General features: G+C 69.5%; 17 protein-coding genes. 8 read left to right on the top strand and 9 right to left on the bottom strand.

Features of this window, described 5'->3' with window-relative positions; all coding sequences use genetic code 11:
- Positions 1-4: 4 nt before the first annotated feature.
- The gene (locus tag NNI01S_RS07580; RefSeq protein WP_063018939.1) at positions 5-3,583 is read right to left on the bottom strand and encodes a serine/threonine-protein kinase; all 3,579 of its coding nucleotides are present in this window, start codon (positions 3,581-3,583) and stop codon (positions 5-7) included.
- A gap of 398 nt (positions 3,584-3,981) precedes the next feature.
- Between NNI01S_RS07580 and NNI01S_RS07585 the strand changes: the two genes are divergently transcribed.
- The gene (locus tag NNI01S_RS07585; protein ID WP_084488610.1) at positions 3,982-4,464 is read left to right on the top strand and encodes a MarR family winged helix-turn-helix transcriptional regulator; all 483 of its coding nucleotides are present in this window, start codon (positions 3,982-3,984) and stop codon (positions 4,462-4,464) included.
- Here the strand turns inward: NNI01S_RS07585 and NNI01S_RS07590 are convergent.
- The 4 genes from NNI01S_RS07590 to NNI01S_RS36655 form a co-directional block, all read right to left on the bottom strand.
- Entirely contained in the window at positions 4,461-5,558 is a 1,098-nt protein-coding gene (locus tag NNI01S_RS07590; RefSeq protein ID WP_063018941.1) for an esterase-like activity of phytase family protein, read from the bottom strand. The two genes, NNI01S_RS07585 and NNI01S_RS07590, sit on opposite strands and share 4 nt — an antisense overlap.
- Before the next feature lie 114 nt (positions 5,559-5,672).
- Positions 5,673-7,823, bottom strand: coding sequence for a 3-hydroxyacyl-CoA dehydrogenase NAD-binding domain-containing protein (locus NNI01S_RS07595; RefSeq protein WP_063018944.1), 2,151 nt, complete (start codon positions 7,821-7,823; stop codon positions 5,673-5,675).
- A 40-nt stretch (positions 7,824-7,863) separates the two neighbouring features.
- Positions 7,864-9,078, bottom strand: a complete 1,215-nt coding sequence (locus tag NNI01S_RS07600; RefSeq protein WP_063018946.1) for an acetyl-CoA C-acetyltransferase — start codon at positions 9,076-9,078, stop codon at positions 7,864-7,866.
- A gap of 289 nt (positions 9,079-9,367) precedes the next feature.
- Positions 9,368-12,433 (bottom strand): DNA polymerase III subunit gamma and tau, encoded by a 3,066-nt coding sequence (locus tag NNI01S_RS36655; protein WP_084488611.1) that lies wholly within the window; start codon positions 12,431-12,433, stop codon positions 9,368-9,370.
- A gap of 451 nt (positions 12,434-12,884) precedes the next feature.
- Between NNI01S_RS36655 and NNI01S_RS07610 the strand changes: the two genes are divergently transcribed.
- The 4 genes from NNI01S_RS07610 (at position 12,885) to NNI01S_RS07625 (ending at position 18,115) form a co-directional block, all read left to right on the top strand.
- Positions 12,885-13,703 carry a hypothetical protein gene (locus tag NNI01S_RS07610; protein WP_063018948.1) on the top strand — a complete coding sequence of 273 codons (819 nt, stop codon included), beginning with the start codon at positions 12,885-12,887 and terminating at the stop codon, positions 13,701-13,703.
- 80 nt (positions 13,704-13,783) lie between these two features.
- Positions 13,784-16,030 (top strand): MMPL family transporter, encoded by a 2,247-nt coding sequence (locus tag NNI01S_RS07615; protein WP_063018950.1) that lies wholly within the window; start codon positions 13,784-13,786, stop codon positions 16,028-16,030.
- Complete coding sequence (locus NNI01S_RS07620; protein ID WP_063018952.1) at positions 16,027-16,716, top strand: TetR/AcrR family transcriptional regulator; 690 nt, start codon at positions 16,027-16,029, stop codon at positions 16,714-16,716. Before NNI01S_RS07615 ends, NNI01S_RS07620 begins: the two co-directional genes overlap by 4 nt.
- A gap of 85 nt (positions 16,717-16,801) precedes the next feature.
- Complete coding sequence (locus NNI01S_RS07625; RefSeq protein WP_063018954.1) at positions 16,802-18,115, top strand: ammonium transporter; 1,314 nt, start codon at positions 16,802-16,804, stop codon at positions 18,113-18,115.
- 139 nt (positions 18,116-18,254) lie between these two features.
- Here NNI01S_RS07625 and NNI01S_RS07630 read toward each other — a convergent pair whose 3' ends face one another.
- Positions 18,255-19,382: a neutral zinc metallopeptidase gene (locus tag NNI01S_RS07630; RefSeq protein WP_245676016.1), complete on the bottom strand. Its 1,128-nt coding sequence runs from the start codon at positions 19,380-19,382 to the stop codon at positions 18,255-18,257.
- A gap of 76 nt (positions 19,383-19,458) precedes the next feature.
- Here NNI01S_RS07630 and NNI01S_RS07635 point away from each other — a divergent pair, with 76 nt between their 5' ends.
- Entirely contained in the window at positions 19,459-21,090 is a 1,632-nt protein-coding gene (locus NNI01S_RS07635) for a DUF2207 family protein (protein ID WP_063018958.1), read from the top strand.
- A gap of 59 nt (positions 21,091-21,149) precedes the next feature.
- Here NNI01S_RS07635 and NNI01S_RS07640 read toward each other — a convergent pair whose 3' ends face one another.
- The 3 genes from NNI01S_RS07640 to NNI01S_RS07650 all read right to left on the bottom strand — a co-directional run bounded on the left by NNI01S_RS07640 (position 21,150) and on the right by NNI01S_RS07650 (position 24,176).
- Positions 21,150-22,424 carry an ROK family transcriptional regulator gene (locus NNI01S_RS07640; protein WP_063018960.1) on the bottom strand — a complete coding sequence of 425 codons (1,275 nt, stop codon included), beginning with the start codon at positions 22,422-22,424 and terminating at the stop codon, positions 21,150-21,152.
- Between the two features lie 340 nt (positions 22,425-22,764).
- A complete protein-coding gene (locus NNI01S_RS07645) occupies positions 22,765-23,475 on the bottom strand; it encodes a DUF8020 domain-containing protein (protein ID WP_063018963.1) in 711 nt (236 codons plus the stop codon).
- A gap of 125 nt (positions 23,476-23,600) precedes the next feature.
- Complete coding sequence (locus NNI01S_RS07650; protein ID WP_063018965.1) at positions 23,601-24,176, bottom strand: HhH-GPD-type base excision DNA repair protein; 576 nt, start codon at positions 24,174-24,176, stop codon at positions 23,601-23,603.
- 228 nt (positions 24,177-24,404) lie between these two features.
- Between NNI01S_RS07650 and NNI01S_RS07655 the strand changes: the two genes are divergently transcribed.
- On the top strand, positions 24,405-25,211 hold the full coding sequence (locus NNI01S_RS07655; protein ID WP_063018967.1) for a methyltransferase domain-containing protein: 807 nt from the start codon (positions 24,405-24,407) through the stop codon (positions 25,209-25,211).
- An 8-nt stretch (positions 25,212-25,219) separates the two neighbouring features.
- Complete coding sequence (locus NNI01S_RS07660; protein ID WP_063018969.1) at positions 25,220-25,660, top strand: SRPBCC family protein; 441 nt, start codon at positions 25,220-25,222, stop codon at positions 25,658-25,660.
- The last annotated feature ends 72 nt before the right edge of the window (positions 25,661-25,732 follow it).

Here is a 25,732-nt window from a genome sequence, read left to right on the forward strand (position 1 = left end):
TCGTTCAATAGGCCCTGCTGCCCGCCCCGTTCAGGAGTTCGTCGAGGAACGGGGCGGGCAGTTCGATGTCGCCGAGCTGCGCCGAGGCGGGCAGGTCGGTCCGCAGGACGCGCAGGATGCCGACCACACCGGGGCCCGCGTCCAGCAGCGGCCTGGTCCAGCCGAGGCCTGCGCAGGTCGCGACGGCGGGCAACAGCAGATTGGTGGCCTCGCCCACCCAGCCCGCGGCGGCCAGGCATTCCGCGAGCAGCACCGCGGCGTCCAATTGCGCGCGCGGACGGTGCTTCTGCAGGGTGTGGTCGTACAGCGCGCGAGCGCGGCGGACCGCTCGGTCATCGGAGCCGGGCCGGTGTTCGGCCAGCAATGCGCGAATCGCGGCGAGTTCCTCGGCTTCGGCGGTGAGCAAGGCGCCGCCGGTCAGCCGATGCGCTGCCTGCAACGGCGTCGATTCGCTGAGATCGGTGTACCGGCGTTCGCCCGGCTCCAGCGGCAGGCCAAGGCGGAGCCGTTCGGCGCGGATGTGCGCGGCCAACCGGGCCAGGCGGTTGTCGGCGGCGATGCGCGCGCCCTCGTCCAGCCGCGTGGCCGCGGTGAGCAGGTCCCCGCCGACCGCCTTGACCCGGGCGCCGACGACGAAAGTGGAGATCAGGAAGTCCACCGGTCCGACCCGGGTGACCAGCTCGTGACTCTCGTCGAGCAGCCGGTCGGCGGTGGCCAGATCGCCGCGGCGGTAGCTCATCTCGCCGAGTAGCGCGGCGGCCACGCGCACCGCGTGCGAACGTGGTCCGGAACGCTCGCGAGCGGCGTCCCACGCCTGCTGGAAGCAGCGAGTGGCGGTGGCGACGTCGAGTTGCTCGTAGGCGGCAGCGCCTCGGCCGCAGCGGCCGAACACCAGGCCGAGCGGATCCTTCGAGCGCTGGTGGTACTCCTCGGCCCACTCCTGCATCTTCCCGGCGCCCTCGAAGTCGAACCCGCACAGGCGCACGAAGGTGGTCAGGTTCGCCGCCGTCGAGACGGTCCACGCCGGGAGATCGTCCGGTTCCCGCAGGCAATCGGCGACCCGGTCCAGCACGCCTTCGGTGCGGTCGCGCGCGATCTGGTCGGAAGCCGCCAGCACCGCCGCCTGGCAGCGCTGTACGCGCACGTCGGCGTCGCTCGTGGAGCCGCGGGCCAGGATGTTGGACAGCCTGCCCAGGGCATTGCGCGCCGCGCCGGACTGCTGCAGGTTGACATTCGCCCTGGCCACCGCCATCAGCAACTTCGAGCGCGACGCCACCTGCTGCATCGGCAGTTTCGACACGCTGCCGAGTAGGGTGGCCAGCCGGGAACCGTCGATGAGGTCCATACCGCCGCCCTCGAGCAGGTCCAGCGCCATCTTCAGGTCGGTCGCGGCGAGTGCGTGGTCGACCGATTTGCGCAGCAACTGGTGTTCGGCGTACCAGCGCGAAGCCTTGCGGTGCAGCGACTTCGACTTGCCCGGATGCACGCGCTCGAGCCGGGTCCGCAGATGCTCGGCGAACAGCGGCTGCATCCGGAACCACTCCGGGTCGTGCTCGATGCGCCGCAGGAACAACTCACGCTGCTCGGCCTGCTCGAGCAGGTGTTCGGCGTCCGGCTCCTCGGACAGCGCCGCGGCCAGCGAGCCGCACACCCGCTCGGTCACGGCGATAGACATCAAGAACTCGAGCATTCTCGGTTCCAGTGTGTCCAGCACGTTCTCGGCGAGGTATTCGCGGATGCCGTGGTTGCCCTCGGAGAGGGTGGCGATCAGCTGAGCCGGGTCGGCGTTGCCGCGCAGCGACAGTCCGACCAGCTGGATGGCCGCGGGCCAGCCGTCGGTGGCGGTGTGGATCTCGGTGACCTGCTCGGGAGTGAGGTCGAATCCATTGCGCTCTACCAGGATCTGCCTGGTTTCCGCTTCGGTGAGGCGCAACGCGGCCGAGCCGATCTCGACCAGCTCGTCGTACACCCGCATCCGGCTGGTCGGCAGACCGGACTGCTCCCGGCTGGTCACGACGAAACGCAGGTGGTGGCAGCCGTTGTCCAGCAGGGCCTCCATCGCCCGATGCGCGCCCGCGTCGGTGATCCGCTGCCAGTCCTCGACGATCACCACGACCGTTTTGCCCGCCGCGTGGATCTCGTCGATGAGCGTGGGGATCACGAACGCGGCGGCGTCGGCGGGCCGCTCCTCCAGCACCTGCTCCAGACCGGCGCCGACGTCCGGGTGCACCCGGCGGATGGCCTGGATGAGGTGGGCCAGCAGCCAGATCTCGTTGTCGTCGTCACGGTCGATCCCGATCCAGGCGACGGCGGCGTCACCTTCGGTGAGTTCGGCGCGCCATTGCGCGGCCAGCGTGCTCTTGCCGAATCCGGCGGGAGCGTGGATCACCGCGAGCCTGCGCCGCCCGCCCCCGCGCAAGACGTCCAGCAGACGCGGCCGGGGTATCGGGGCCCGGGTGGGCGTGGGGGGACGAAATTTGGTCACGGCCGTCGGCGGTGTCGTCGCGGACGCGGAATGCTGCGAGACGGCGGGGCGCAGGGTCAACGGCCAGCTGCGCCGGGCGGTGACCGCGGGGCGCGAGCCGGTCCAGGCCACGGTCGGTTCACCGATCGCGGTCGGCGCGGCCGGATCGGCCTCCGGTGTGGTGTCCAGCAGCGCCATCTCGTCCGGCAATTGGTCGTGGCCGCGCTGCACCGCGCGCAGCATCTCGCCGAACTCGTAGGCACTGGCCGGGCGATCACGGGGGCTGGGCGCCATCGCGTGCTCGATGACGGTGGCCACATCCGGCGGAATGTCCTGTTCACGCAGGTCGGGCACCGGTTGGGTGGTGATCCGCAGGAACTGCGCGACCACCCGCTCGCCCGCCTGCCGCTCGAAGGCGGCGTGCCCGGTGAGCAAGGCGAACAGTGTGGAGCCGAGCCCGTAGACGTCGGAGCGGATGGTCGGCTCGTCGCCTTTGAGCACCTCCGGCGCGGTGAACGCGGGTGAGCCGGTGATCAGGCTGCTGGAGGTGCGGAACCCGCCGGGTATGCGGGCGATGCCGAAATCCGTCAGCTGCGGCTCGCCGTAGCCGCTGAGCAGGACGTTGGCCGGTTTCACGTCGCGATGCAGGATGTGGGCGCGGTGCGCGCTCTCGATGGCGCCCGCCAGCTTGACACCGGCGCGCAGGGAGTCCGCCCAGGTCAGCGGGCCTTGATCGCGGATCAGCTGCTCCAGCGACCCGTGCGTGCAGTACGGCATGACGATCAGCGGCATGCCGGATTCGGTCACGGCCACCTGGAGGATGTCGACGATGTTCGGATGGCCGGACAGCCTGCCCATCGCCTGTTCCTCGCGCAGGAATCGTTCTCGGCTCTCCTGGTCGATCTCCGAGGGAAGCACCTTCACGGCGACCACGCGATCCAACGCGGTCTGGACACAGCGGTAGACCACACCGAACCCGCCGCGACCGATCTCCACCGCTCCGGACAAACCCATCGCCTCGAGTTCGTCGGCGATGCCGGCGCGCGTCTGCCGCTGCGTCTTCGTCTCGGCCGCAGTCGATTCGGGGCGCACCCGGCCCGAACGCGTCTGTGGATTCATGTGATCACCTCGAACTCACATCGAATCGGCGACATCGGCGACCAACTCCGCGCCGACCTCCGGACGCCGTGTCCGATATGTCTGCGCATCTTCCAACGTAGCGCGGTGCGGTATCACGCGGGTGACGTTTCCCAACAGGTCGGGTGTGTCTCGATTCCGCGTGTTTCACGGCGCGCGGCTGGGGGGATCGAGGGTCTTCGCAGACGTCGTCTCGGCTCATGATCACACCGCCACATCGGGTCCACCACAACGGTTACCCAAGGAGGATCGCGTCAAGCAGACGTACTCCCGGAGCTCCGAATCGGGACCATCCGGCCGTGATAATTTGCTTCATCACGGAGTTTTCTTCGTTGGAGAAGCCTGTTTCTATCGGTAGAAGTTGGACTAGGAGGAATTGGATGGCTACGCCTGGTCCCGACGACGATTCCGCGGCACGCGGGCTACCACCGGACGCGGGTTCGGTCTATCGGCGCTACCTGAGCGCGGTCATGCTGCACGGACAAGCCGGCGCGCGAGCCGTCGACCTGGGCGCTACCGACCTCTACGCGCTCAACATCCTCGAGCTGGCAGGACCGATGACACCGGGCGAACTCGGCGCACGCAGCGGCCTGACCACCGGCCCGACCACCCGGCTGATCGACCGCCTGGAAGACGCGGGCTACGTCCGCCGCGCGCCGGTCCCGGGCGACCGGCGCAAGGTGATCGTCGAATTGGTCGGCAAGCCCGCCGATCTCGACGAGGTCCTCGCCCCCGCGCGGCAGCGCATCGGCGAGATCATCCGCGGTTACCCCCCCGAACAGCGCGACGTGCTGTTCGACTACTTCACCAGGGCGGCCGCCGCGTACCAGGCGGCCGCCGAGGAGTTGCGTCCCGCGGACTAGGCGACGGCGAGGGCGATGAGCTGGGTGATCTGACGGCTGTCGAAATTGTCGTCGCTGACCAGGACCAGGGTCCGTTCGCCGGAAGGCAGGCGCGGGCCCCAGGTCATGCCCTCCACGTTGTCGACGGCGGAGAGCCCGACGTCGTCGAGGTCGATCAGCAGCCGCTTGGTCGCCGGACGCGCGGTGCCGATCGGGGCGTCGAGGATGTTGGTCGCCGCGCTCAGGTCCGCCTCGTAGACGCGAATCTTGTTGGGCATGCCCGGCGAGTAGGACCGCTCCAGCACAAGGAGTTTCGTGGGATCCAGCGGATCGGCGGCGAGGATGGACGCGATCCCGGTCTCGCCGCGGCCGGGCTCGGGCCGCGACTCGGCGAAGATCGGTTCCACCGGATACGCGTACTGGGCCAGCAGCGGACCGGATCGAGCCTGGATGGTGATGCGCGTGAGCGCTCCGCTGGCCCGGGTCGCGGCGGGGCCATCCGGCAGGAGCGGCCCCTCCATCGACGTCGCGAACAACGTGCCGCCGGCGAGGAAGGTCGCCCCCTCCAGCGTCGCGTTCCGCCGGGGACCGGAGTCGGGACGCATCCGTTCGTTGTCGGGAATCGGCAGCTCACCGGCGTAGGAGCCGTCCGGGTGCGTGATCCGCACAGACGGGTCGTCCAGCACGGAGCCGGCCCGCTCGCCTTCTTGGGTCCAGTAGTAGTCGCCGGTCCACGGGTCCACCCGGATCTCCTCCGGATCCACCGACATCGGCGGGTAGACGGCGCCCGTCGCGGTCGCCAACGGTCGCGTGCCGGTGAGGGCCACCGGTCCGACACCGCCTTCGCCGACCTCGATGCGCGCGGTGTAGTACCGCGCCGGGTTCTTGCTCGACCGATCGTCGCTGATCAGCACGAATTCACCGGTGCGCGGCGAGTAATCGATTCCGGAGAGACCACCGACGACGGTGCCCTCGAAATCCGAGTTCGATGCGATCGTCTGCTCGCCGAGCAAGCGCACCGAGGGGGCCGCCACCGGGGCGGCGGCCGCGACCGGGGCCGAGGCGAGCGCAAGGGCGCAACCGGCGATCAGAACAGGGCGACTACGTCTCGACACGACTGCCAACCTATCCGGCCGGACGGACGCGGAGATGAACGGGCCGGAAAACGACGGAAGCCCGCCACCGCGAAAAGCGGTGGCGGGCTTCGTCGCCCGCGTTCCGGCGCGAGACTACTTGCGCAGCGAGGCCGGGACCTCGAAGCGCTCGCCGTAGGTCTTGGCGAGGTAGTCGGCCCGTTCCACGAAGGCCTCCTGGCCGCCGGGGTAACCGACGATGAACTGGTGCACACCACCGGTCCAGGCCGGGAAGCCGATGCCGAAGATCGAGCCGATGTTGGCGTCGGCGGTGGAGGTGAGCACGCCCTCGTCGAAGCACTTCTGGGTCTCGATCGCCTCCGCGAACAGCATGCGGTCGATCAGATCCTGCAGCGGGACGCCGAAGTCCGCCGTGGTCTTGAAGTGCTCGCGCAGGCCCGGCCACAGACCGGTGCGCTTGCCGTTCTCGTCGTACTCGTAGAAGCCCGCCTTCTCCAGGCGGCCCGGACGACCCTCGGACACCATGTAGTCGATGACGTCCTGCGCCGGGTGCCGCTTGACGCCAAGGGTGGTGTCACCCGCCTGCGCGGCTTCCAAGGTCTCCTTGGCGATCTTCTGCATGAGCTTCATGTTCAGCTCGTCCGACAGCTGCAGCGGCGCGGCCGGGTAGCCCGCCTGCAGACCGGCCTGCTCGATGGTCGCGGGCTCGATGCCCTCGTTGAGCATGGCGATCGCCTCGTTGACGAAGGTGCCGATCACGCGCGAGGTGAAGAAGCCGCGGCTGTCGTTGACGACGATCGGGGTCTTCTTGATCGCGAGGGTGTAGTCGAACACCCGGGCCAGCGCCTCGTCCGAGGTCTTCTCACCCCGGATGATCTCCACCAGCGGCATCTTGTCGACCGGCGAGAAGAAGTGGATGCCGATGAAGTCCTCCTGGCGCTTCACGCCGGTCGCCAGACCGGTGATCGGCAGGGTGGAGGTGTTCGAGCCGAGCAGCGCGTCGGGGGTGACGACGTCCTCGATCTCCTGGAACACCTTGTGCTTCAGCTCGGTGTTCTCGAAGACGGCCTCGATCACGAAGTCGACGCCGGCGAAGTCGGCCGCGTCCGCGGTCGGCTTGATCCGGTCCAGCAGCGCCTTGGACTTCTCCTCGGTGGTCTTGCCCCGGGACAGCGCCTTGGCCTCGATCTTCTCGGAGTAGTTCTTGCCGCGCTCGGCCGCCTCGATGGAGACGTCCTTCAGCACGACCTCGTAGCCCGCCTTCGCGGAGACGTACGCGATGCCCGCGCCCATCATGCCCGCGCCGAGCACGCCGACCTTCTTGATCTCCTTCTTCGGCACGTCCTTCGGACGCGAACCGCCGTTGTTGATCGTCTGCAGGTCGAAGAAGAACGCCTGGATCATGTTCTTCGCGACCGGACCGGTGAGCAGGTGCACGAAGTAGCGGGACTCGATCAGCGACGCGTTGTCGATGTCGACCTGCGAGCCCTCGACCGCGGCCGACATGATGGCGCGCGGCGCGGGCATGTTCGCACCCTTGAGCTGCTTGCGCAGGTTCGCCGGGAACGCGGGCAGGTTGGCCGCGAAGGCGGGCGAGGACGGGGTGCCGCCGGGGATCTTGAAGCCCTTCTTGTCCCACGGCTGCACGCCGGCCTCGGGGTTGGCCTTGATCCACGCCTTGGCGGCGGGAACCAGCTCCTCGATCGAACCGACCAGCTCGTCGACCAGGCCGATCTCCTTGGCCTTGGCCGGCCGGTTGCGCTGGCCCTGCAGCAGCACCTGCATCAGGGCGTTCTGCAGGCCGAGCATGCGCACGGTGCGGATGATGCCGCCGCCCGCGGGCAGCAGGCCGAGGGTGGCCTCCGGCAGACCGATCTGCGAACCCGGCACGTCCGCCGCGATGCGGTGGTGGGTGGCCAGCGCGATCTCCAGGCCGCCGCCCAGCGCCGCGCCGTTGATGGCGGCGACGACCGGCTTGCCCAGCTGCTCCAGGCGACGCAGGGCGCTCTTGATCTCGCCGAGCTCCTCCATCAGCGCCTGGGCGTCGTCCGGGCCGACCTTCATCATGTTCTTCAGGTCGCCGCCGGCGAAGAAGGTCTTCTTCGCGGAGGTCAGGACGACACCGGTGATGTTGTCCTTCTCCGCCTCGAGCCGATCGACGGTGGCCGTCATCGACTTCTTGTACAGCTCGTTCATGGTGTTGGCGCCCTGGTTCGGGTCGTCCATCGTCAGCACGACGATGCCGTCCGAATCCTGCTCCCAACCGATCATGTTGGTTTCGCTCACAGCTCTGTGTCTCCTTGAATCTTCAGCTGTCGGTTGGGGCTCAGACCCGCTCGATGATGGTGGCCACGCCCATGCCGCCGCCGATGCACAGGGTGATCAGCGCGTAACGGCCGTTGCGGCGCTCCAGCTCGTCGACCATGGTGCCGGTGATCATCGCGCCGGTCGCGCCCAGCGGGTGGCCCATCGCGATCGCGCCGCCGTTGACGTTCAGCTTCTCGTCCGGGACGTTCAGGTCCTTCTGGAACTTCAGCACCACGGAGGCGAACGCCTCGTTGATCTCGACCAGGTCGATGTCGTCGAGGGTCAGGCCCGCCTTGGCCAGCACCTTCTTGGCGGCCGGGGTCGGGCCGGTGAGCATGATGGTGGAGTCGGCGCCGCTGGTGGCGGTCGCGACGACGCGCGCACGCGGGGTCAGGCCGGAAGCCTTGCCCGCCTCTTCAGTGCCGACGAGCACGAGCGCGGCGCCGTCGACGATGCCGGAGCTGTTGCCGCCGTGGTGCACGTGGTTGATCTTCTCGACGAAGTGGAACTTCTGCAGCGCCACCGCGTCGAAGCCACCCATCTCACCGATCACGGCGAAGGAGGGCTGCAGCTTGGCCAGGTCCTCGGCGGTGGTGCCGGGACGCATGTGCTCGTCCTTGTCCAGCACGACGATGCCGTTCTGGTCCTTCACCGGAACGATCGACTTGGCGAAGTAACCGCCGGTGGTGGCCTTGGCGGCCAGCTCCTGCGAGCGCACCGCGTAGGCGTCGACGTCGTCGCGGCTGAAGCCCTCGATGGTGGCGATCAGGTCGGCGGAGACACCCTGCGGGACGAAGTAGGTGTCGTAGTTGGTGGCCGGGTCCAGGGCCCACGCGCCGCCGTCGGAACCCATCGGCACGCGCGACATGGACTCGACGCCACCGGCGATGACCAGGTCGTCGAAGCCCGAGCGGACCTTCTGGGCGGCGAGGTTGACCGCCTCGAGGCCGGAGGCGCAGAAACGGTTGAGCTGGAAGCCGCCGACGGTGTCGGGCAGGCCGGCCACGGTGACCGCGGTACGGGCGATGTCCGCGCCCTGGTCGCCGACGGGCGCCACCACGCCGAGGATCAGGTCGGAGATCCGGTCCTCGTCGAGGTTCGGGAAGCGACCGCGCAGCTCCTGGATCAGACCAACAGTCAGATCGATCGGCTTGACCGAGTGCAGCGAGCCGTTCTTCTTGCCACGGCCGCGCGGGGTGCGGATGGCCTCGTAAATGTAGGCCTCTGTGGTCATGGAGTGTTCCTTCCTCAATGTGCTGCGGCCGGACGTTCGTCCGTCCGAGCGCGGGTGTGCGGCGACACCGCGGGTGCGGCGTGGCTGCGGCTGACCTCGCCGACCGGCCTTGCGGCCGACCGTTCCTAACGCTGTACAAAACCAGGCAGGCAACAGCGGACGCACGACCCGGTCGCCCGTACGCCTGGGCATACCATAGAACGTCGGCGTACCGAAGCTCCCGGCTACCCGCCCATACTACCGTGGAGTGCGAACTCCGGTTAACTTAACGTCGTGAGAACGGTGGTTGTCAACCATCCAGCCGTGTGGCACCCAGCTCACTCTTCAGCAATTCGAGGGCGACCTCGTCCGGGTCGCGCCGGTCTCCGGGAGCCACCGGATCGGCCGCGGCGGCCATCATCTCCTGCTCCTCTTCCGGCGTGGAGGCGGGAACGGCCCCGGCCCGGTCCCAGCCGCGCTCGGCAGGCGCGTCGTTCGCGCTCGACCCCGCGTCGAACCGCGCATAGTCCGCGGGACCCGGGTCGTCCGGTAGATCCGGGTAGTCGGGCGGCGGGATGTCGTCGTCCGCGGGATACGGACGCGGGTCGGCGCCGCTCGCCCGCGAACGTCCGGCATCACCCGGCTTCTCGGCATTCGCGTTCCTGGCTTGGCTCGGGCGGGAGAACCGCGGCGGGGCGGCAGCGCCCGAAGCCCGGCCTGTCGCGTTGCCGGATTCACGTCCCGGCTGATTTCCCGCCTGGTTCCGGGGACGGTTACCCGAACCGCCCGCCCGCGGCGCCGCCGTGGGCCGTGGCGCCGCGCCGCCGGCTTCCCAGCGCACCTCGTGGTCGCGTCCGAGCACCGCCCGCACCGCCGACCGGACCGCGTCCAGATTCCGCGGATCGGACAGGCGCTGAGCCAACGGCGCGTGCTGATGCGCGAAGACGATGACCTCGCCCTCCACCCGGGCGACCGACGCACCGGCGAGCATCGCCTGCACGGCCGCGCCGAACTCCCGCACTTTCGCGCGGATGTCCGCCCAGGCGGCTTCCACCTCACGCAGCAGGTCACCGCTCGGCGCCGAGGAAGAACCGGCGGGCTCCGGTGAGGACGAGTGGGAGGCCTGCGCGTCGGCCCTGTCCCGAGCGCCCTCCCCGACAGCAGAGCTACTCGTGGCAGCCGAGTCGGCGGCCTCGGGATCAGATCCGGCAGCAGAACTTCGCGTGCCGGTCTGGTCGATGCCACCGTGACCGCGCCCAGCGCTCGGGTCGGCCACCCCCTGATCACGCCCAGCACCCCGCGCGGCACCCGGGTCAGCCACCCCCTGATCACGCCCAGCACCCCGCGCGGCACCCGGGTCGGCCACCCCGCGATCGGGCCCAGCTCCGGACACCGCGATACCCGGATCATCCTCAGCACTCCGCGCAGCGCTCCGGTCCACGCCTCCGCGCTCAGGCCCAGCACCACGCACAGCACTCGAGTCCGCGCCACCGTCAGGCGCACCGGATGGATCGACGGCGGGCGACACCGTCTGCGCGCCCGACGCCGCAGCACCCGACGCCCGCGCCGACGGTGCGGATCCTCGCGCTGTGCCATCGCTACCACCTTGCGCAGCAGGGGATTCGGAGGAGACCTGCCCCGCTGCGACTTCTCCACCGCGCGCGGCGTCATCGGCCTGCCCGGGCGTCACAGGTGTGGCCCCGGAAGCTCCGGCCTGCGGAGCACTCATCTCGGCGACCGCATTCGACTCTCCCGCCGGCCCACTACCGGACAGAGCAATGGAGTCCGGTTCGGCCACCGGCGCGGAAGGATTCGCGCCGCCTCCCGCCCTCGCGGCCGACGCCATCGAGTCCGAGGCCGACTCATCACCGGCGGGCGTCGGCCGACGCTCGCCACCCGCGGATTCCCCGCCACCACGCGGCGCGGCGGAAGCTGCCGCACCGGAAGACGGATCTGTCCCCCGCTCGCTACCGGCCGGAGCTGGGCGATCGGCGATTTGCGCGTCAGCGGACACACCTGCGGCGGGCACCACTCGCTCCGGGCCATCGGTCCGCACCGGACCAGCACCACCGGCGTCGGCAGCGGAGTTTCCACGGTTCTCCCGCATAGCGGCCAGCGCCTCGGCGCCCCGGCGACGAGGCGGGCCCGACGGCGACCCGGCCGCAGCAGCCGGGGTGGCAGCAGGCGGCGCGGTCACGGCGGGAGCCGAACCAACGGGGCCACCGGCCAGTCCGCGCTCCAGCCGTTCCAACCGCTGCAGCGTGGCGGATTCCGCATCGGACACGGAGGGCAGCAGCATGCGCGCGCAGACCACTTCGAGCAGCAGTCGCGGCGCCGTCGCGCCGCGCATCTCCCCGAGCCCCTCGTGCAGCAGCTCGGCGTAACGGGTCAGGGTGGCCGAGCCCAAACGCGCCGCCTGGTCGCGCATCCGGTCGAGCACGTCACCGGGGCCGGTGACCAGAGCGCGTTCGATGGCGTCGGGCACCGCTCGCAACAGGATCAGGTCGCGGAAGCGATCGAGCAGGTCGACGGCGAAACGCCGGGGGTCGTGACCCGCCTCCATCACCCCGTCGACAGTGCCGAACAGCGTGGCGCCGTCATCGGCGGCCAGCGCCTCGACCGCGTCGTCGATCAGCGCGACGTCGGTGACGCCGAGCAGCGAGACCGCGCGGGCATAGGTGACGCCCTCGGGTCCCGCGCCCGCCAGCAGCTGGTCGAGCACGCTGAGGCTGTCGCGCGGCGAACCGCCGCCCGCGCGAATCACCAAGGGGTACACCGCTTCTTCGACCGGCACGTGTTCCTGCTCGCAGATCCGCCCGAGCAGTCCGCGCATGGTGGCGGGCGGCAGCAGCCGGAACGGGTAGTGATGCGTACGCGAGCGGATGGTGGGCAGCACCTTGTCCGGCTCGGTGGTCGCGAAGATGAAGATCAGGTGCGCCGGCGGCTCCTCGACGATCTTGAGCAGCGCGTTGAACCCCGCGGTGGTCACCATGTGCGCCTCGTCGACGATGAACACCCGATACCTGGACTCGGCCGGCGCGTAGAAGGCGCGGTCACGCAGTTCCCTGGTGTCGTCGACGCCGCCGTGGCTCGCGGCGTCGAGTTCGATGACGTCCAGGTTGCCCGGACCGCCCGGACCCAGCGCCACACAGGACGGGCAGGTGCCGCAGGGTGTCGAGGTGGGCCCTTCCACGCAGTTCAGCGAACGGGCGAGAATACGCGCCGAGGACGTCTTGCCGCAGCCGCGCGGACCGGAGAACAGATAGGCATGACTGATCCGCCCCGTGTCGAGCGCGGTACTCAGCGGGTCGGTGACGTGCTCCTGACCCACCACCTCAGCGAACGTTGCCGGTCGGTACTTCCGGTACAGAGCCACGGCCAGAGGTTACCGGCGACCGCCGACAAAGGACATTCCCGCCCGCCGCGCGAGCGACCGCCCCACCCGAGGAAATTACTGTGATCCACATCACAACATGCCCGCCGCCTTCTTCGAAGGCCGACCAGCATGTGCGTAATAGCAACCTCAGAGCTATCGCTCATGCTGCATGAGAGATGTCCGGACTTGCCCGGCGCGGCCTCCCGCCCGCGCCGGAAAATATGGACTCCCACCCCGATTTACCACGACTTTTTGGAGATAACGAAACCGTCACCATGGGTGACATCGATGCAATCCGCTGGCTAACGTGGCACTCGGCAACTTCGGTAGCCAAACCTTCATCAGGTTGGTGACCCCGGCCGGTCCCTCATCCCGACCGGGGCACAACCTACCGAACTCAGCCCACGGGTGAACAGCGTCAATCCCCACTTCCACCGGAGGACCGCCCACCGTGTCGTGTGACGACATCGCCGCCGCCTGGCTGTCCAGCACCGATTTCGCAGGCGACCACTCCGCCGTCGCCCTCTTGAGCCGCGCCATCAGCCCGCAGGAATTCGCGATCAAGCGCGACTCACTGCCGGTGACCGCGGCCGCCGATCCGACCACCGCCGCGGCCATCCTCGAACTCCTCGAACGCGGCCAGGTGCCCACCATGGCCGCGATCCGCACCCTGACCGCGCAGAACGAGATGCGCCGCGAGGCCGAACGCATCGAACGACTCGGCCGCCGCGCTCAGCGCAGCATCGACGACTTCGGCAGGGTGCTCGCCAAGCTGGCGGACGCGCACTGGACCGCGCACGGTTACGGACCCACCCGCCGCGACGTGCTGTGCACCGAGCAGATCATGACACTGATCCGCACCCGCGTCGGCAATATCGCGCCGTCGGCGGTCAAGCATCTCTGGCTGATCGAGCGGGCCCAACGTGCGGGGTGGATCGCCTCCAACGCCAATCCGCGGTCGTTGTGCGCCGCGCGGCGCTTCTACGCCGCCCAGTACGGCAACCGGGTCTCGTTGCGCCCGGTGAACACGATCGGCACCGCGATCGCGACTTATCTGGCGGACTACCAGGCCGAGCACGGCCGCCCGCCGCGCTGGTCGGTGGTCGCGCAAGAACTGCGCGACGACCGGGGCCGCCGCATCTTCCACAACACCGCCGACGCCCGCGCCCAGCAGCTGTGGTTGACCACAGCGGAGTGGGTGGAGATGTGCGACGACCTGCCCGTGCCCGGGCGGCGCGGATTGCGCGCCATCCGTAGATCTCGCGGTTGAACCGGAGCCGGTCATGCTGGCTCGACACCATAGGTTAACGGCGTTACTCTAACGCCGTTAACCTAACGAGCGGAGCCGCGATGCTGACCCGGATGGCCCGATTCATCACCCGATCTCCGCGCGCGGTGCTGACCGCGGCACTGCTCGTCGCCGTCCTGTGCGGCGTCTTCGGCGCCACCGCGCCAGCGCACCTGAAGTCCGGCGGATTCACGTCGAACGACGCGGAGTCCGCGCGCGTCGCGGAGTTGATCGCCGACAACTTCGCCGGGGCCGCGCCCAACTTCGTCCTGCTGGTCGGCTCGGACGCGGGCGCGGACGATCCGGCCACCAAGGCGGCGGGCATCGGGCTGGCCGACGCGCTGAAGAACCGTGGTGACGTGCAGGGCGTCCAGTCCTACTGGACCACGCCGCAGCCGCTGGCCAACGCGTTGCGCAGCACCGACGGCAAGAGCGCCTTGGTCGTCGCCTACATCGACGGCGACGAGACGCAGGTCCAGCAGACCGCGAGCGAATTGGAACGGCAGTTCGCGGGCGTCTCCAATGGCATCACGGTGCGTCAAGGCGGCATCGCCGCGATCTACCACGACGTCACCGAGCAGACCACCCGCGATCTCACCCTGGCCGAGGGCGTCGCGGTGCCGCTGTCGATGATCGTGCTGGTCCTGGTGTTCGGCAGCCTGGTCGCCGCGGCCCTCCCGCTGACCATCGGCGTGTTCGCCATCCTGGCGACGCTGGCGCTGCTGCGCCTGTGCACGCTGTTCACCGACGTCTCGATCTACGCGCTGAACATGACGACGGCGATGGGTCTGGCGCTGGCCATCGATTCCAGCCTGTTCATCGTCAGCCGCTTCCGGGAGGAACTGGCGCGTGGCTTGGATCCGGCCGCGGCCACCATCCGGTCGGTGCAGACCGCGGGGCGCACCGTGTTGTTCTCCGCGCTCACCGTCGCACTCTCGCTGGCCGTGCTCAGCGTGTTCGACCTGTACTTCCTGAAGAGTTTCGCCTACGCCGGCGTCGCGGTCGTCGCCGCGGCGGCGGCCGCGTCGATCGTCGTGCTGCCCGCCGCGCTGGTCCTGCTCGGGCACCGGGTGAACTCCCTCGACCTGCGGGCTCCGTTGCGCCGCCTGTTCCGCCGCGACGCACCCGCGCCGGGCCCGCACGCCCCCGAGGACAGCGGTTGGTATCGCCTGGCGGGCGTGGTGATGCGGCACGCGGCTCCGGTCGCGATCGTGATCATCGCGCTGCTGCTGGCGCTCGGCGCACCGTTCCTGTCGGTGAAGTTCGGCTATCCCGACGACCGGGTGCTGCCGGAGACCGCGTCCAGCCGCCAGGTCGGCGACGCCATGCGCACCCAGTTCCCGCAGGCCGACCCGGTCGCCAGCACCACGATCGTGCTGGATGGCTATCGCGGCGACCTCGCGGCGCTGGGCGGATACGCGGCCGAACTGTCGAAGGTCGAGGGCGTGCCCGCGGTCCTTTCCGCCGCCGGGATCTACACGACCGGCGCGCGAGTCGCGCCCGCGCCGCCCGGGATGATCAACGACACCGGCACCTACCTGAATGTCGCGACGAAGCTCGATCCGTTCTCACCCGCCGGTGACCGTCAGCTGAGCGCGCTCCGGGCGGTCCCATCCCCGGGCGACGCGCTCTACGGCGGCGCGGCGGCGGCCAACGCCGACTCACTGCAGGCACTGGCCGCCCGGCTTCCGCTCGCGGCCGCCCTCATCGCACTCACCACGTTCATCGTGTTGTTCCTGTTCACCGGCAGTGTCGTATTGCCGATCAAAGCGCTCGTGCTGAACACGCTGTCGCTGGCCGCCGCGTTCGGCGCGATGGTCTGGATTTTCCAGGAAGGCCACCTGTCCGGTCTACTCGGTTTCACCGCGGTCGGCTACCTGGTGCCGACCATGCCGATCCTGATGTTCTGCCTGGCCTTCGGCCTGTCCATGGACTATGAGGTGTTCCTGCTGTCGCGAGTGCGCGAAGAGTGGCTGGCCACGCACGACAACAACCGCGCGGTGGCGATCGGCCTGGCCCGCACGGGCCGGATCTTCACCGCGGCCGCGCTGCTGATGGCCATCGTGCTCGGCGCGCTGGTGACCGCCAAGGTGTCGTTCATGCAGTTGCTCGGCCTCGGCCTCACGCTGACCGTGCTCGCCGACGCCACGATCATCCGCGGCCTGCTCGCGCCCGCGCTCATGCGTCTGCTCGGGCCGCTGAACTGGTGGGCGCCCGCACCGCTGGCCCGCCTGCACGCCAAGATCGGACTGACCGAGGGCGAGGAGGACGCCGCCGCACGTCCGCTGGAAACCGCAGGGCGGGCATGATCGGTGGCAGGCGACCGCGATCACCGCGCGGTTCCGGAGCACAGCTGCGCGAGGAGATCCTGCGGGCCACGGCCGAACTGCTCGCCAGGACCGGGCACGCCGACGCCGTCTCCATCCGGGCGGTGAGCAAGCTGGTCGGCGTGAGCGCGCCGTCGATCTACCGGCACTTCGCCGACAAGGACGAACTCATCGAGGCCGTGGTCGCACAGGTCTTCGAAGACCTGGCCGACGCGATGCGGGCGGCCACCGACCCCGCGGCCTCACCGGTGACCCAGCTGCACGAACAAGGCATGGCCTACGTCCGCTTCGCCCTCGCGCATCCCGAGCAGTACCGGCTGGCGACCGCGCCCACCGAGACCGAAGGCGTGGTGGACCAAGTCCTCACCAGCGGGGCCTTCCAGCATTTCGAGGCCACCGTGCGCAAGTGCATGGACGACGGGACGATGGCGCCGCGCGACCCGCGGCCGATCGTGCTGGAACTGTGGTCCGTGGCCCATGGCATCGCCTCCCTGCTGCTGGCCAAACCCTTCCTGCCCTGGGGCGACGCCGAAGCGGTCGCCTCCCGCGTGATGGGCGCGGCGTGCCTGGGTTACGGCGTGCTCGACCTGCTCGGCGCGGACCCGCCGACGCCGGACACGGTCACCACGTGGTTGCGCCACCTGAGGAAGGGCCCGTCCCCGGCCTGACCGCGCTTCGGCAGAGCGGCTGTCAGGCCGTGAGCGACCGTTCGGTAACTTCCTCGCAGCGCACACGCGCGGAAGGAGTGAACCCGTGTCTTCAACCATTGATCCCGCCGCCACCGCCTGGCTGCTGATCAGCACGGCCCTCGTGCTGCTCATGACCCCGGGCCTGGCGATCTTCTACGGCGGGATGGTGCGCTCGACCGGGGTGCTCAACATGCTGATGATGAACTTCATCGCGATTCCCCTGGTGACCGTCACCTGGCTACTGTTCGGCTACAGCCTGGCGTTCGGCGCCGACGCGGGCGGCGGTCTGATCGGCGGCCTCGGCCACCTCGGGATGGCGGGCATCGATCCGGGCTCGGTGCGCGGCTCGGTTCCCGAGCTGTTGTACGCGACGTTCCAGCTCACCTTCGCCGTCCTGACCGCCGCGCTGGTCAGCGGCGCCATCGCCGATCGGGCCAAGTTCAGCGCGTGGATGATCTTCGTGCCGCTGTGGGCGCTGGCGGTATACGCGCCGATCGCGCACTGGGTGTGGGGCCCGGGCGGTTGGCTCGCCTCGTTCGGAGCGCTGGACTACGCGGGTGGGCTGGTGGTGGAGATCGCCTCCGGTGCGTCGGCCTTGGCCCTGGCGCTCGTGCTCGGCCCGCGCATCGGGTTCCGGACCGACGCGATGCGCCCGCACAACCTGCCCTTCGTGCTGCTCGGCGCGGGCCTGCTGTGGTTCGGCTGGTTCGGCTTCAACGCCGGTTCGGCGCTGGCGGCCAACGGCCTGGCGGCGGCCGTCTTCCTGAACACCCTCGTGGCGGGCTGCCTCGGCATGCTCGGCTGGCTCGCGGTGGAGCAGATCCGCGACGGCAGGCCCACCACCTTCGGCGCGGCGTCCGGCGTAGTGGCCGGCCTGGTCGCCATCACTCCTTCCTGCGGGTCGGTCAACACCCTGGGTGCGCTGCTGGTCGGGCTCGCGGCGGGCGTGCTGTGCTCGTTCGCGGTGGGCTGGAAGTTCAAGGCGGGCTACGACGATTCGCTCGACGTGGTCGGCGTCCACTTCGTCGGCGGCATCGTCGGCACCGTGCTGATCGGCCTGCTCGCCACCGAGGTGATGACCGGTGGCGCCGAGGGCCTGTTGTTCGGCGGCGGGCTCACTCAGCTCGGCAAGCAGCTGGTGGCGGTGCTCGTCGTCGCCGCCTACGCGTTCGGCGTCTCGTTCGCGCTCGGCAAGGGCATCGACCGGCTCATCGGGTTCCGGGTCAGCAAGGAGGACGAGACGGCCGGGATCGATTTCGCCCTGCACGCCGAAACGGCGTATGCCGAGGGCGTGCACGGCCATGCCCCCCGCCGCCTCGGCGAGGGGCACTTCGGGCGTCCACTCGGAGATCGCCCGCTCGACGATCAGCTGGACTGATCGCGGCGGATGACAGCCTCGTCACCGGCATCATGACAACCGCGCTCGCACCGGCCGTGAGCCGTAGGCAGCAGCGCGATGCCGAGCAGCGCTTCGCTCGCACGGACCACCGTGCGTGGTCCACCGGCTTGCCGTCGCCTCAGCTCACGGAGCCGGCCGACGCGGTGAACGTATTGCATTGGGCGGCACGATTGTTCTCCAAGCCCGTCTCGAACCACTGCCCGCCGTTCTCCGCGGAGCCGTGGTCGCGCATGTCCCCGGCCTGGTCGCCGCGCCCGTAGGCGTCCTTGCGGGCCAGGGTGAGCTGCGGGTCGCTCAGCGAACCGCCCTTCGACGACGAGGACAGGTACATGCCGTCGAAGCAGTTGGCCTGCAGCTCCACTCGCCGTGACAGTTCCAGCCCCTTGGAGCTGCGCGGTCCCACGTCGGCGCGCTCACTGTTGGCTTTGCGCAGGATGCCGGACATCGCCTGCACGTGGTGGCCGTACTCGTGCGCGAAGACCGACAGGTAGACCACCCAGTTGTCCTTGAAGTAGTCGGTCTGCAACTGGCTGATCGGCATATAGATGGTCTTGTTCGCCGGGCAGTAGAAAGCGGCGAAATTGCTGGTCGAGCCGGTGCACGGCGTGGTGATACCCGCCGTGGTCGCGCTGACGTTCAGCGCAGGCGGCTGGAACGGCAGGTTCGCCTTGCGCAGCACGGGTTTCCACGCCGTCTCCAGGCACGACGCGGCGCTTTCGAAGAATTCGCGGGCGGCGTCCACCTGAGTTCCCCACGGCGAGTAATCGCACCGCGCCGGAAGCAACGTCGCGCTCGGATCGGTCAGCAGCGGGTTGTTGCCGGTCTCCGACGGTCCGGACGAACCGTCCGGCTGGGCGTCGAACGTGAAACTCGGCTGTGGGCCGGACGCGTCGTCGCCGCGACCCACTGAGATCGCATTGCGTACCAGCCCCGCCGCGACCACGAACACGACGACGACCAGCAACACCACCCATCCGCCGCCACCCCGTTTGCGCGGCGGCGGATACGGCGGCCGCCCGGGCGGACCATAGGGCATCGGCGGTGGCACCGGCGGGCCGTAACCCGGTGGCGCGCCATAGGCGGGCGGGGCGTATCCCGGCTGCGGCCGGTAGCCAGGAGGAGGGCCATAACCAGGGGGCGGGCCGTAACCCGGTCGCGGGCCGTAGGGCGCACCGTAGCCGGGCGGCGGCGGAACCGGACGCCCCCCATGCGGGACCGGTCCGTGTCCGTACGGTGGTTGTGTCACGCCCCCGTACCCCCTCGTCTCAGTGATCGCCGACAGCCGCTGACGCAGGATAGCAAGCTGTCTAGAGTAGGCAGCCATGCTGACTTTTCGGGGGGCCGCCCTAGGCGCGCTGCTTCTCGCCATCGCGGGAATGTTCGCGACGGCCCCGGTCGCCCAGGCCCAGCCGGAGCCGGGCGGAGTGACCATCACCGCCGATCTGAAGCTGAACCGCGAGGGCATCCTCGAAGTGGTCGAACAGGTCTCGGTGCCGCCGGACGGCACGTTCCGGATGGCGCTTCCGCTGCGACTGAAGGTGGGCGACGACGCGGAGCGCGTCTTCCGGGTCACCGACGTGGACACCGAGGGCGCGGGCACCGCGACGGTCGCCAACGACCAGTTCACCATCGAGGCCAAGCCCGGCACCTCTACTTTCCGGTACTCCGTGCAGAACACCGTGAGCGACGCGCGGGGCACCCAGGTCTTCCATTGGCTCGGCGTGCCCAACACCGACATCGCGTCCATCAGCGCCTCGCTGATCAGCCCCAGCTTCGAAATGGGCATCGTCGATTGCAAACTCGGCCCGCCCGGCAACACCCGGCCCTGCGCCGACGTCAAGATCGAAAGCGACGGCGTCCTCTTTCTCGAGCAGACCGACCTGCACAAGGGCGACGCGATCGACCTGACGCTGCAGTTGCCGCCCGGCACCGTGCCGAGCAACGCCGACGTGCGCGGCAGCGGTGACGCGGGCCCCTTCGCGATCACCGCCCCGGTGCTCATCGCGTTCGGCGTCCTGCTGCTCGCGCTGGCGGCGCTGATCGCGTTCGTGTTGCGCGCACGTCGTCAGGAAGCGGCGGTCGGCGGCGGTTCGGAGACGATCGACCCGCTGCTGCGTGAGGGCGACCGCGTGCAGTTCACCTCGCCCGAGGGCGCGCTGCCCGGCGAGGCCGGGCTACTGCTGGACGGGCATGTCGATCCGGTCGACGTCGCCGCCACGGTGGTGGACCTCGCGGTGCGCCGATACTTGCGGATCACGCCGCTCAGCGACAGCGACTGGCGGATCACCCGGGTGAACACGCCGGACGATCAGCTGCGCGACTACGAGAAGGCCGTCTACCTGGCGCTGCTCCCCGACGACGCCGACGCGGTGACCCTGGGCGAATTGCGCAGACCGGGGCGAGTCGCCTCCGGTCCGGTGCGCACCGCCATGGTGGCCGACGCCGTCACCCGGGGCAACTTCCTCGATCGCCGTCGTCCCGGCCTGGCGATGTGGCTCGGCGCGGCGCTGGTGGTGGCGGGTGTCGCGGCGACCGTCGCCCTCGCGCTCACCTCGGGGCATGCCTTGGTCGGTGTCGCCATCGCGCTCGGTGGCGTCGCCGCCCTGCTCACGCCGAAGTACCTGCCGGCGCGCACGGCGCGCGGGCTGGAACTCGCCCGGCAGATCCGCGCTCTCCAGCGCGGCCTGGAAACGACTCGGCGCGAACAGATCCCGCCGATCGACCAGGAGACCGTGTTCTCCCGAGCCCTGCCGTTCATGGTGCTAGGCGCACGCGCCGACAACTGGATCCGGGCCTTCCGCGACCTCGATCCGTCGGCCGACGCGCAACCCGGCCTCTACTGGTTCAGCGGCTTCGAACGCGACCGCAACCTGCAGCGCTTCGCCGGGCACTTCCCGTTCTTCATCACCGCGCTGGAAGGGCTTTTCGCCGTCGCGGGCGATCCGCACCGCTAGCGTCACCACATACGAAAAGGGCGGCCGGTCGTGCGACCGGTCGCCCTTCGTCGTATTGCTCAGTCGCTCAACGCGGTTCGCCGGACGGCGGCCAGCGGGTCGGCGTAGAGGACGCTCAGCGAGGTAACGACGGCGGCGTATTCCTGGACCTTGCCGCCGAATCCGCTGATCCGGATGTCGGTGGGCGGAAGCGTCGAGCCCTGGTTGAACGCCCGCGCCACATGCGCGACGGCGGGCCGGTAGCCGGTGAAGGCCTGGCCCCCGAGGATCACCCGATCCGGGTTGAGCATGTCGCGCACCATCGCCACGGTGTGGCCGAGAATGGTGGCCCGTTCTGCGAGCAGCTCGCGCGCGGATTCCGAACCCGCTTCGGCGGCCCGGTACAGGTCGGCGATGGTCGAACCCGCGGTGCCGTTGTGCGCCGGGATGATGCCACGACCGACGGCCCTGGAATGCAGCGACCGATCGCCGACGGTCACCTCCAAGCAGCCGCGCCGTCCGCAGGTGCATTCGACGTCGGAGCCCGTGGGCAGATGCGCGATCGATCCGGGGCCGTTGCTCGGCGTGTGCACCCGCCCGTCCAGAGTCACTGCGACACCGGCGGTTTCACGCACATAGAAGTACAGGCTGCTGCCCCGCTCGACGCGGGCTTGGTCCTTGGGCTCGCCGGTGGGCAGCAACAGCTCGGAACCTGCCATCGCCTCGACGTGCGGCGCCACCGAGACCGGCAGCTCCAGCACCTCGCCGAGTACCGAACCCACCTGCGCCCCACGCCATTCCAGCTTCGGGTGGTCGACGACGCCGGTCAGCGGGTCGACCCGGCCGCCGATCGCGACGCCGGCCCACAACGCCTTGCGCCGGTGCCAGCGCTGCAGGAACGCCTTCGCGCTGCGGGCCACGGTGGTGGTGGCGAACTCCTGACCGGTCTGCGGAGTGGCGATGGCCAGCCCGCCGAGAATGCGGCCGCGCAGGTCGGCGGCGACGATCTTGGTGACCGCGGCGCCGATGTGGATGCCGATGGTCAGATAGGCCTCGTGATCGATTTCGAAGGGGACACGGGGGCGTCCGACCGCACCCGAAGCCGTCAGATCAGGGCGCTCCCGCAGCAGGCCCGCCGCGAGTAGCGCCGAGACCTGGCGGTTGACCGTGGCGATGCTCAAACCGGTTGTGCGCGCGGCATTGTCACGGGAAACGGGCCCGCCGGTGGCAGCCCGCAGAACCGCGGCCGCGGGGTTGTCGCCGATGCGCAGTTCGGGAGCGACGACCGGACGCTGAACGCGGGCACGGCCGGTGGCAACCCTGGAGACGGATCGTTCAAGGGTGGGAATGGACATTGTGCAGATCCTTGCTGAAGTCCCGTAATCCACGGGACATGCCTACATGGGCGGCGAGGCAGCAAACGAGCAGGAAAACCAGCTCAGCTGCAGCAAGAGAGGCGACACAGTTCGCGCGTCAATGGCAGCCGAAGACCCAGCGCGGCGGTCACGTAAGTGACGCGCAGGAGGTTCCATCGACCGGCAGACATGTCATTAAAATTAACACCGATTTCCGCGACGCACCAACCCTCGACGCGCCGTTGTGCGCACACGCACATAGTTTCCCCAGGTCGCGAGCACGCGAAAAAGCCCCGCTCCCCCAGGCGACCGTGGGGCGGGGTCTTTTCACGCGGAAGGTTTACTTCGGGGCGACGAACGGCTGATTGATCGTCGTGAAGTACTGGATCGCGGCGGCGACCGCCACCGGAGCGGTGACCAGCAGCTGGCCCGCGAGGGTGCCCAGCGCGCCGACGGCGACGATGCCGCCGAGGCAGCCGATGGCCGCGGCCGGGATGAACGCGCCGAACAGGCCGACAATCGCCGCCGAGGCGACGGTGGCGCCCGCGATGCCGCCGAGCACGCAGCCCACGGCGCCGCCCGCCAGGCCGCCGACGAGCGTGCCGATAGTGGCACCGGCGGCGATCGTGCTGGTCAAGCGGGTCCAGGCGGCGACCTCACGGTCGTACTCGGTCTTCCACGGCGCCTTGTCCTCGTACGGCAGGGCGACCGGCTTGTAGACCGCGTGCTCCCGGTCGAACAGCGGCGTCAACGTCGCGCTGCGGCCGGAGACCTGTGCGGCGATCGGGAATTCGAAGTCCTCGAGCTGAAACCTCAACGGCTGGGCGGCGAGCACGGTACCGTTGGAGGCCTTCACCTGCAACACCTCGTCCTCGACCGCCAGCGAACCCGCGTCGGTTTCGATGATCGACTGGCTATCCGTCGCGTACGCGGTGAAATTTATTGCGTTTTCGGCGTTTTCTTCCGCCGGTGCGGCGCCGGATGTGCCCGCGGCCACTCCGGTCGCAATGGTCACCAGCGCCGCCACCACGGCGAGCTTCCTCATCCTCATGTCCTGCAATCCCTCATCTCAGGTGGAGCGGTTCCAGGCAAAAGCATCAGGCAACTGCTGTGCGAGAACGAGGAAAAAACGCAGGACGATTTCAAATAGGCAACCGGGGAGTTACACCCGCCGCACTACTGAGCTTTGGCCGCCGCTTTCGCTTGCTTCTTGAATTCCCTTACCTGCGCGAGAGATTCGGCGTCCGTCACGTCGGCAACCGACCGGCGCGAGCCCTCGTCGCCGTACGCGCCCGCCGCGGCGCGCCAGCCGTCCGGCCGCACGCCGCGCTGCTTACCCAAGAGGGCCAGAAAGATCTTCGCCTTCTGCTCGCCGTAACCGGGTAGGTCCTTGAGGCGGCGCAGCACCTCCTTGCCGTCCGGGTCACCCGCGGTCCAGATGTTCTCCGCCTTGCCGTCATAGTGCTCGATGACGTAGCGAGCCAGCTCCTGGGCCCGCCTGGCCATGGACCGGCCGTAGCGGTGGATCGCAGGCGGCGTCGCCGCCAGCTCCTCGAACTCTTGCGGATCGGCCTCGGCGATGCGGTGGATGTCGAACCCGCCCATCCGGTCGGCGATCTTCTTCGGGCCGCGGAAGGCGTGCTCCATCGGGTACTGCTGGTCCAGGAGCATGCCGAGCAGCGTGGCGAAGTGGTCCTCGGTCAGCAGCCTGTCCGCCTCGGCGTCCTGCGCCAGGCACAGCGTGCGCGTCACTGTCCCGCCTCTCCGTATATTCGGGCCGTACCAGTAGGTGCCACTTCTGTTCCGGCGTGCCCGAGTTACCCCTGTACTCAGGAAAGCACCCCGTTCATCTACCATAGTGACTCACCTCACAGCGCCTACGCGCGGGTAGATGAGGTGCCGCGTAGGCTCCAGGCCATGCCTCAGATGACGGCGACACCGACCAAGACGACGGCAACGGCCAGAGATGGACACGGGCCTATGGACACCTACGCATTGCGCCCCGATCGGTTCGACCGAGCAGGTCAGGACCAGCTCGTCGATGTACGCGACCTACAGGCCGCGCTGCCCGGCATCCGCCGGTTGCGCACCTGGGCGCACGAAGCGCTCGCGCTGCGGCCCGGCGAACACGCCGTCGACATCGGCTCCGGCACCGGCTCGGAGGTCATCGCCCTCGCCGAGGCAGTGGGCCCGGACGGCAGCGCGGTCGGCGTCGAGCCGGACCCGCAGCTGCTCGCCTCCGCCGAGCGCCGCGCCGCCCAGGCCGGCTCGGCCGCCAAGTTCCACTCCGGCGACGCCTACGGCGTGCCGTTCGGGGCGGACAGTTTCGACGCCGTCCTGTGCGAGCGCGTCTTCCAGCACCTGACCGCCCCTGCCCGCGCGGCCCGCGAGATCGCGCGCGTGCTCCGCCCGGGCGGCCGGGTCGTCGTGGTCGACAGCGATTGGGGCACCGCGATCATGCACCCCGGTGACCGGCAGGTCGTCCGCGAGGTGATCGACACCCTCGTGTCTGCGACGACCAACCCGCTGTCGGGCCGCAGGCTCCCCGGTCTGCTCACCAAAGCGGGCCTGGTGGTCGACGACATCGGCTCGCAGGCCCTGGTGCAGGACCGCAGCGTGGGCGCGGGCTCGCTGGTGACCAGGATCTCGGCGATGGCGGTGGCGCGCGGGGCGATCACCGAGGCGCAGCGCAAGCAACTGCTCGACGACCTGGAGAGGGCCGCGGCCGACGGCGACATCCATCTCTCGGTGACCATGTTCGCCGTCCTCGCGCACAAGCCGCACTGACCCGGCCGATGGCCGTCGACGTACTGACCGACGTCGCGATCGACCGCTCCCGTGAGCTGGTCGCCACGTACGCGGCCGATCCGGCGCACGCCCCGGCCTGGTACGCGCGCATCCACAGCGTCGCCTGGGAGACCGATCCGCCGCTGCGCGCCGGTTCGCGGATGACCTTCGTCGCCCATTTCCTCGGCAACCGGCTGACCTACACCTATGAGGTGGTCGACTACGACCCCGGCCGACGCCTGGTGATGCGCACCGCGCAGGGGCCGTTTCCGATGGAGACGACGTACACCTGGGCCGATACGCCGGAGGGCGGCACCCGCATGACGCTGCGCAACCGCGGCGAGCCGAGCGGCTTGGGAAGAATCGCCGCGCCGCTCGTGGAGGCGGCGATCCGGCGGGCGAACCGCGCGGATCTGGCGCGGCTGAAGGAACTGTTGGAGACCGGGTAGGGCTGCCACGGCCTTCCGTCGAGCGGAGCGGAAATCGCCCGGCACGAAATGCGTGCCGGGCGATCAGTCGTT

This window comes from Nocardia niwae NBRC 108934 = DSM 45340, from assembly GCF_001613465.1.
GTDB lineage: Bacteria > Actinomycetota > Actinomycetes > Mycobacteriales > Mycobacteriaceae > Nocardia > Nocardia niwae.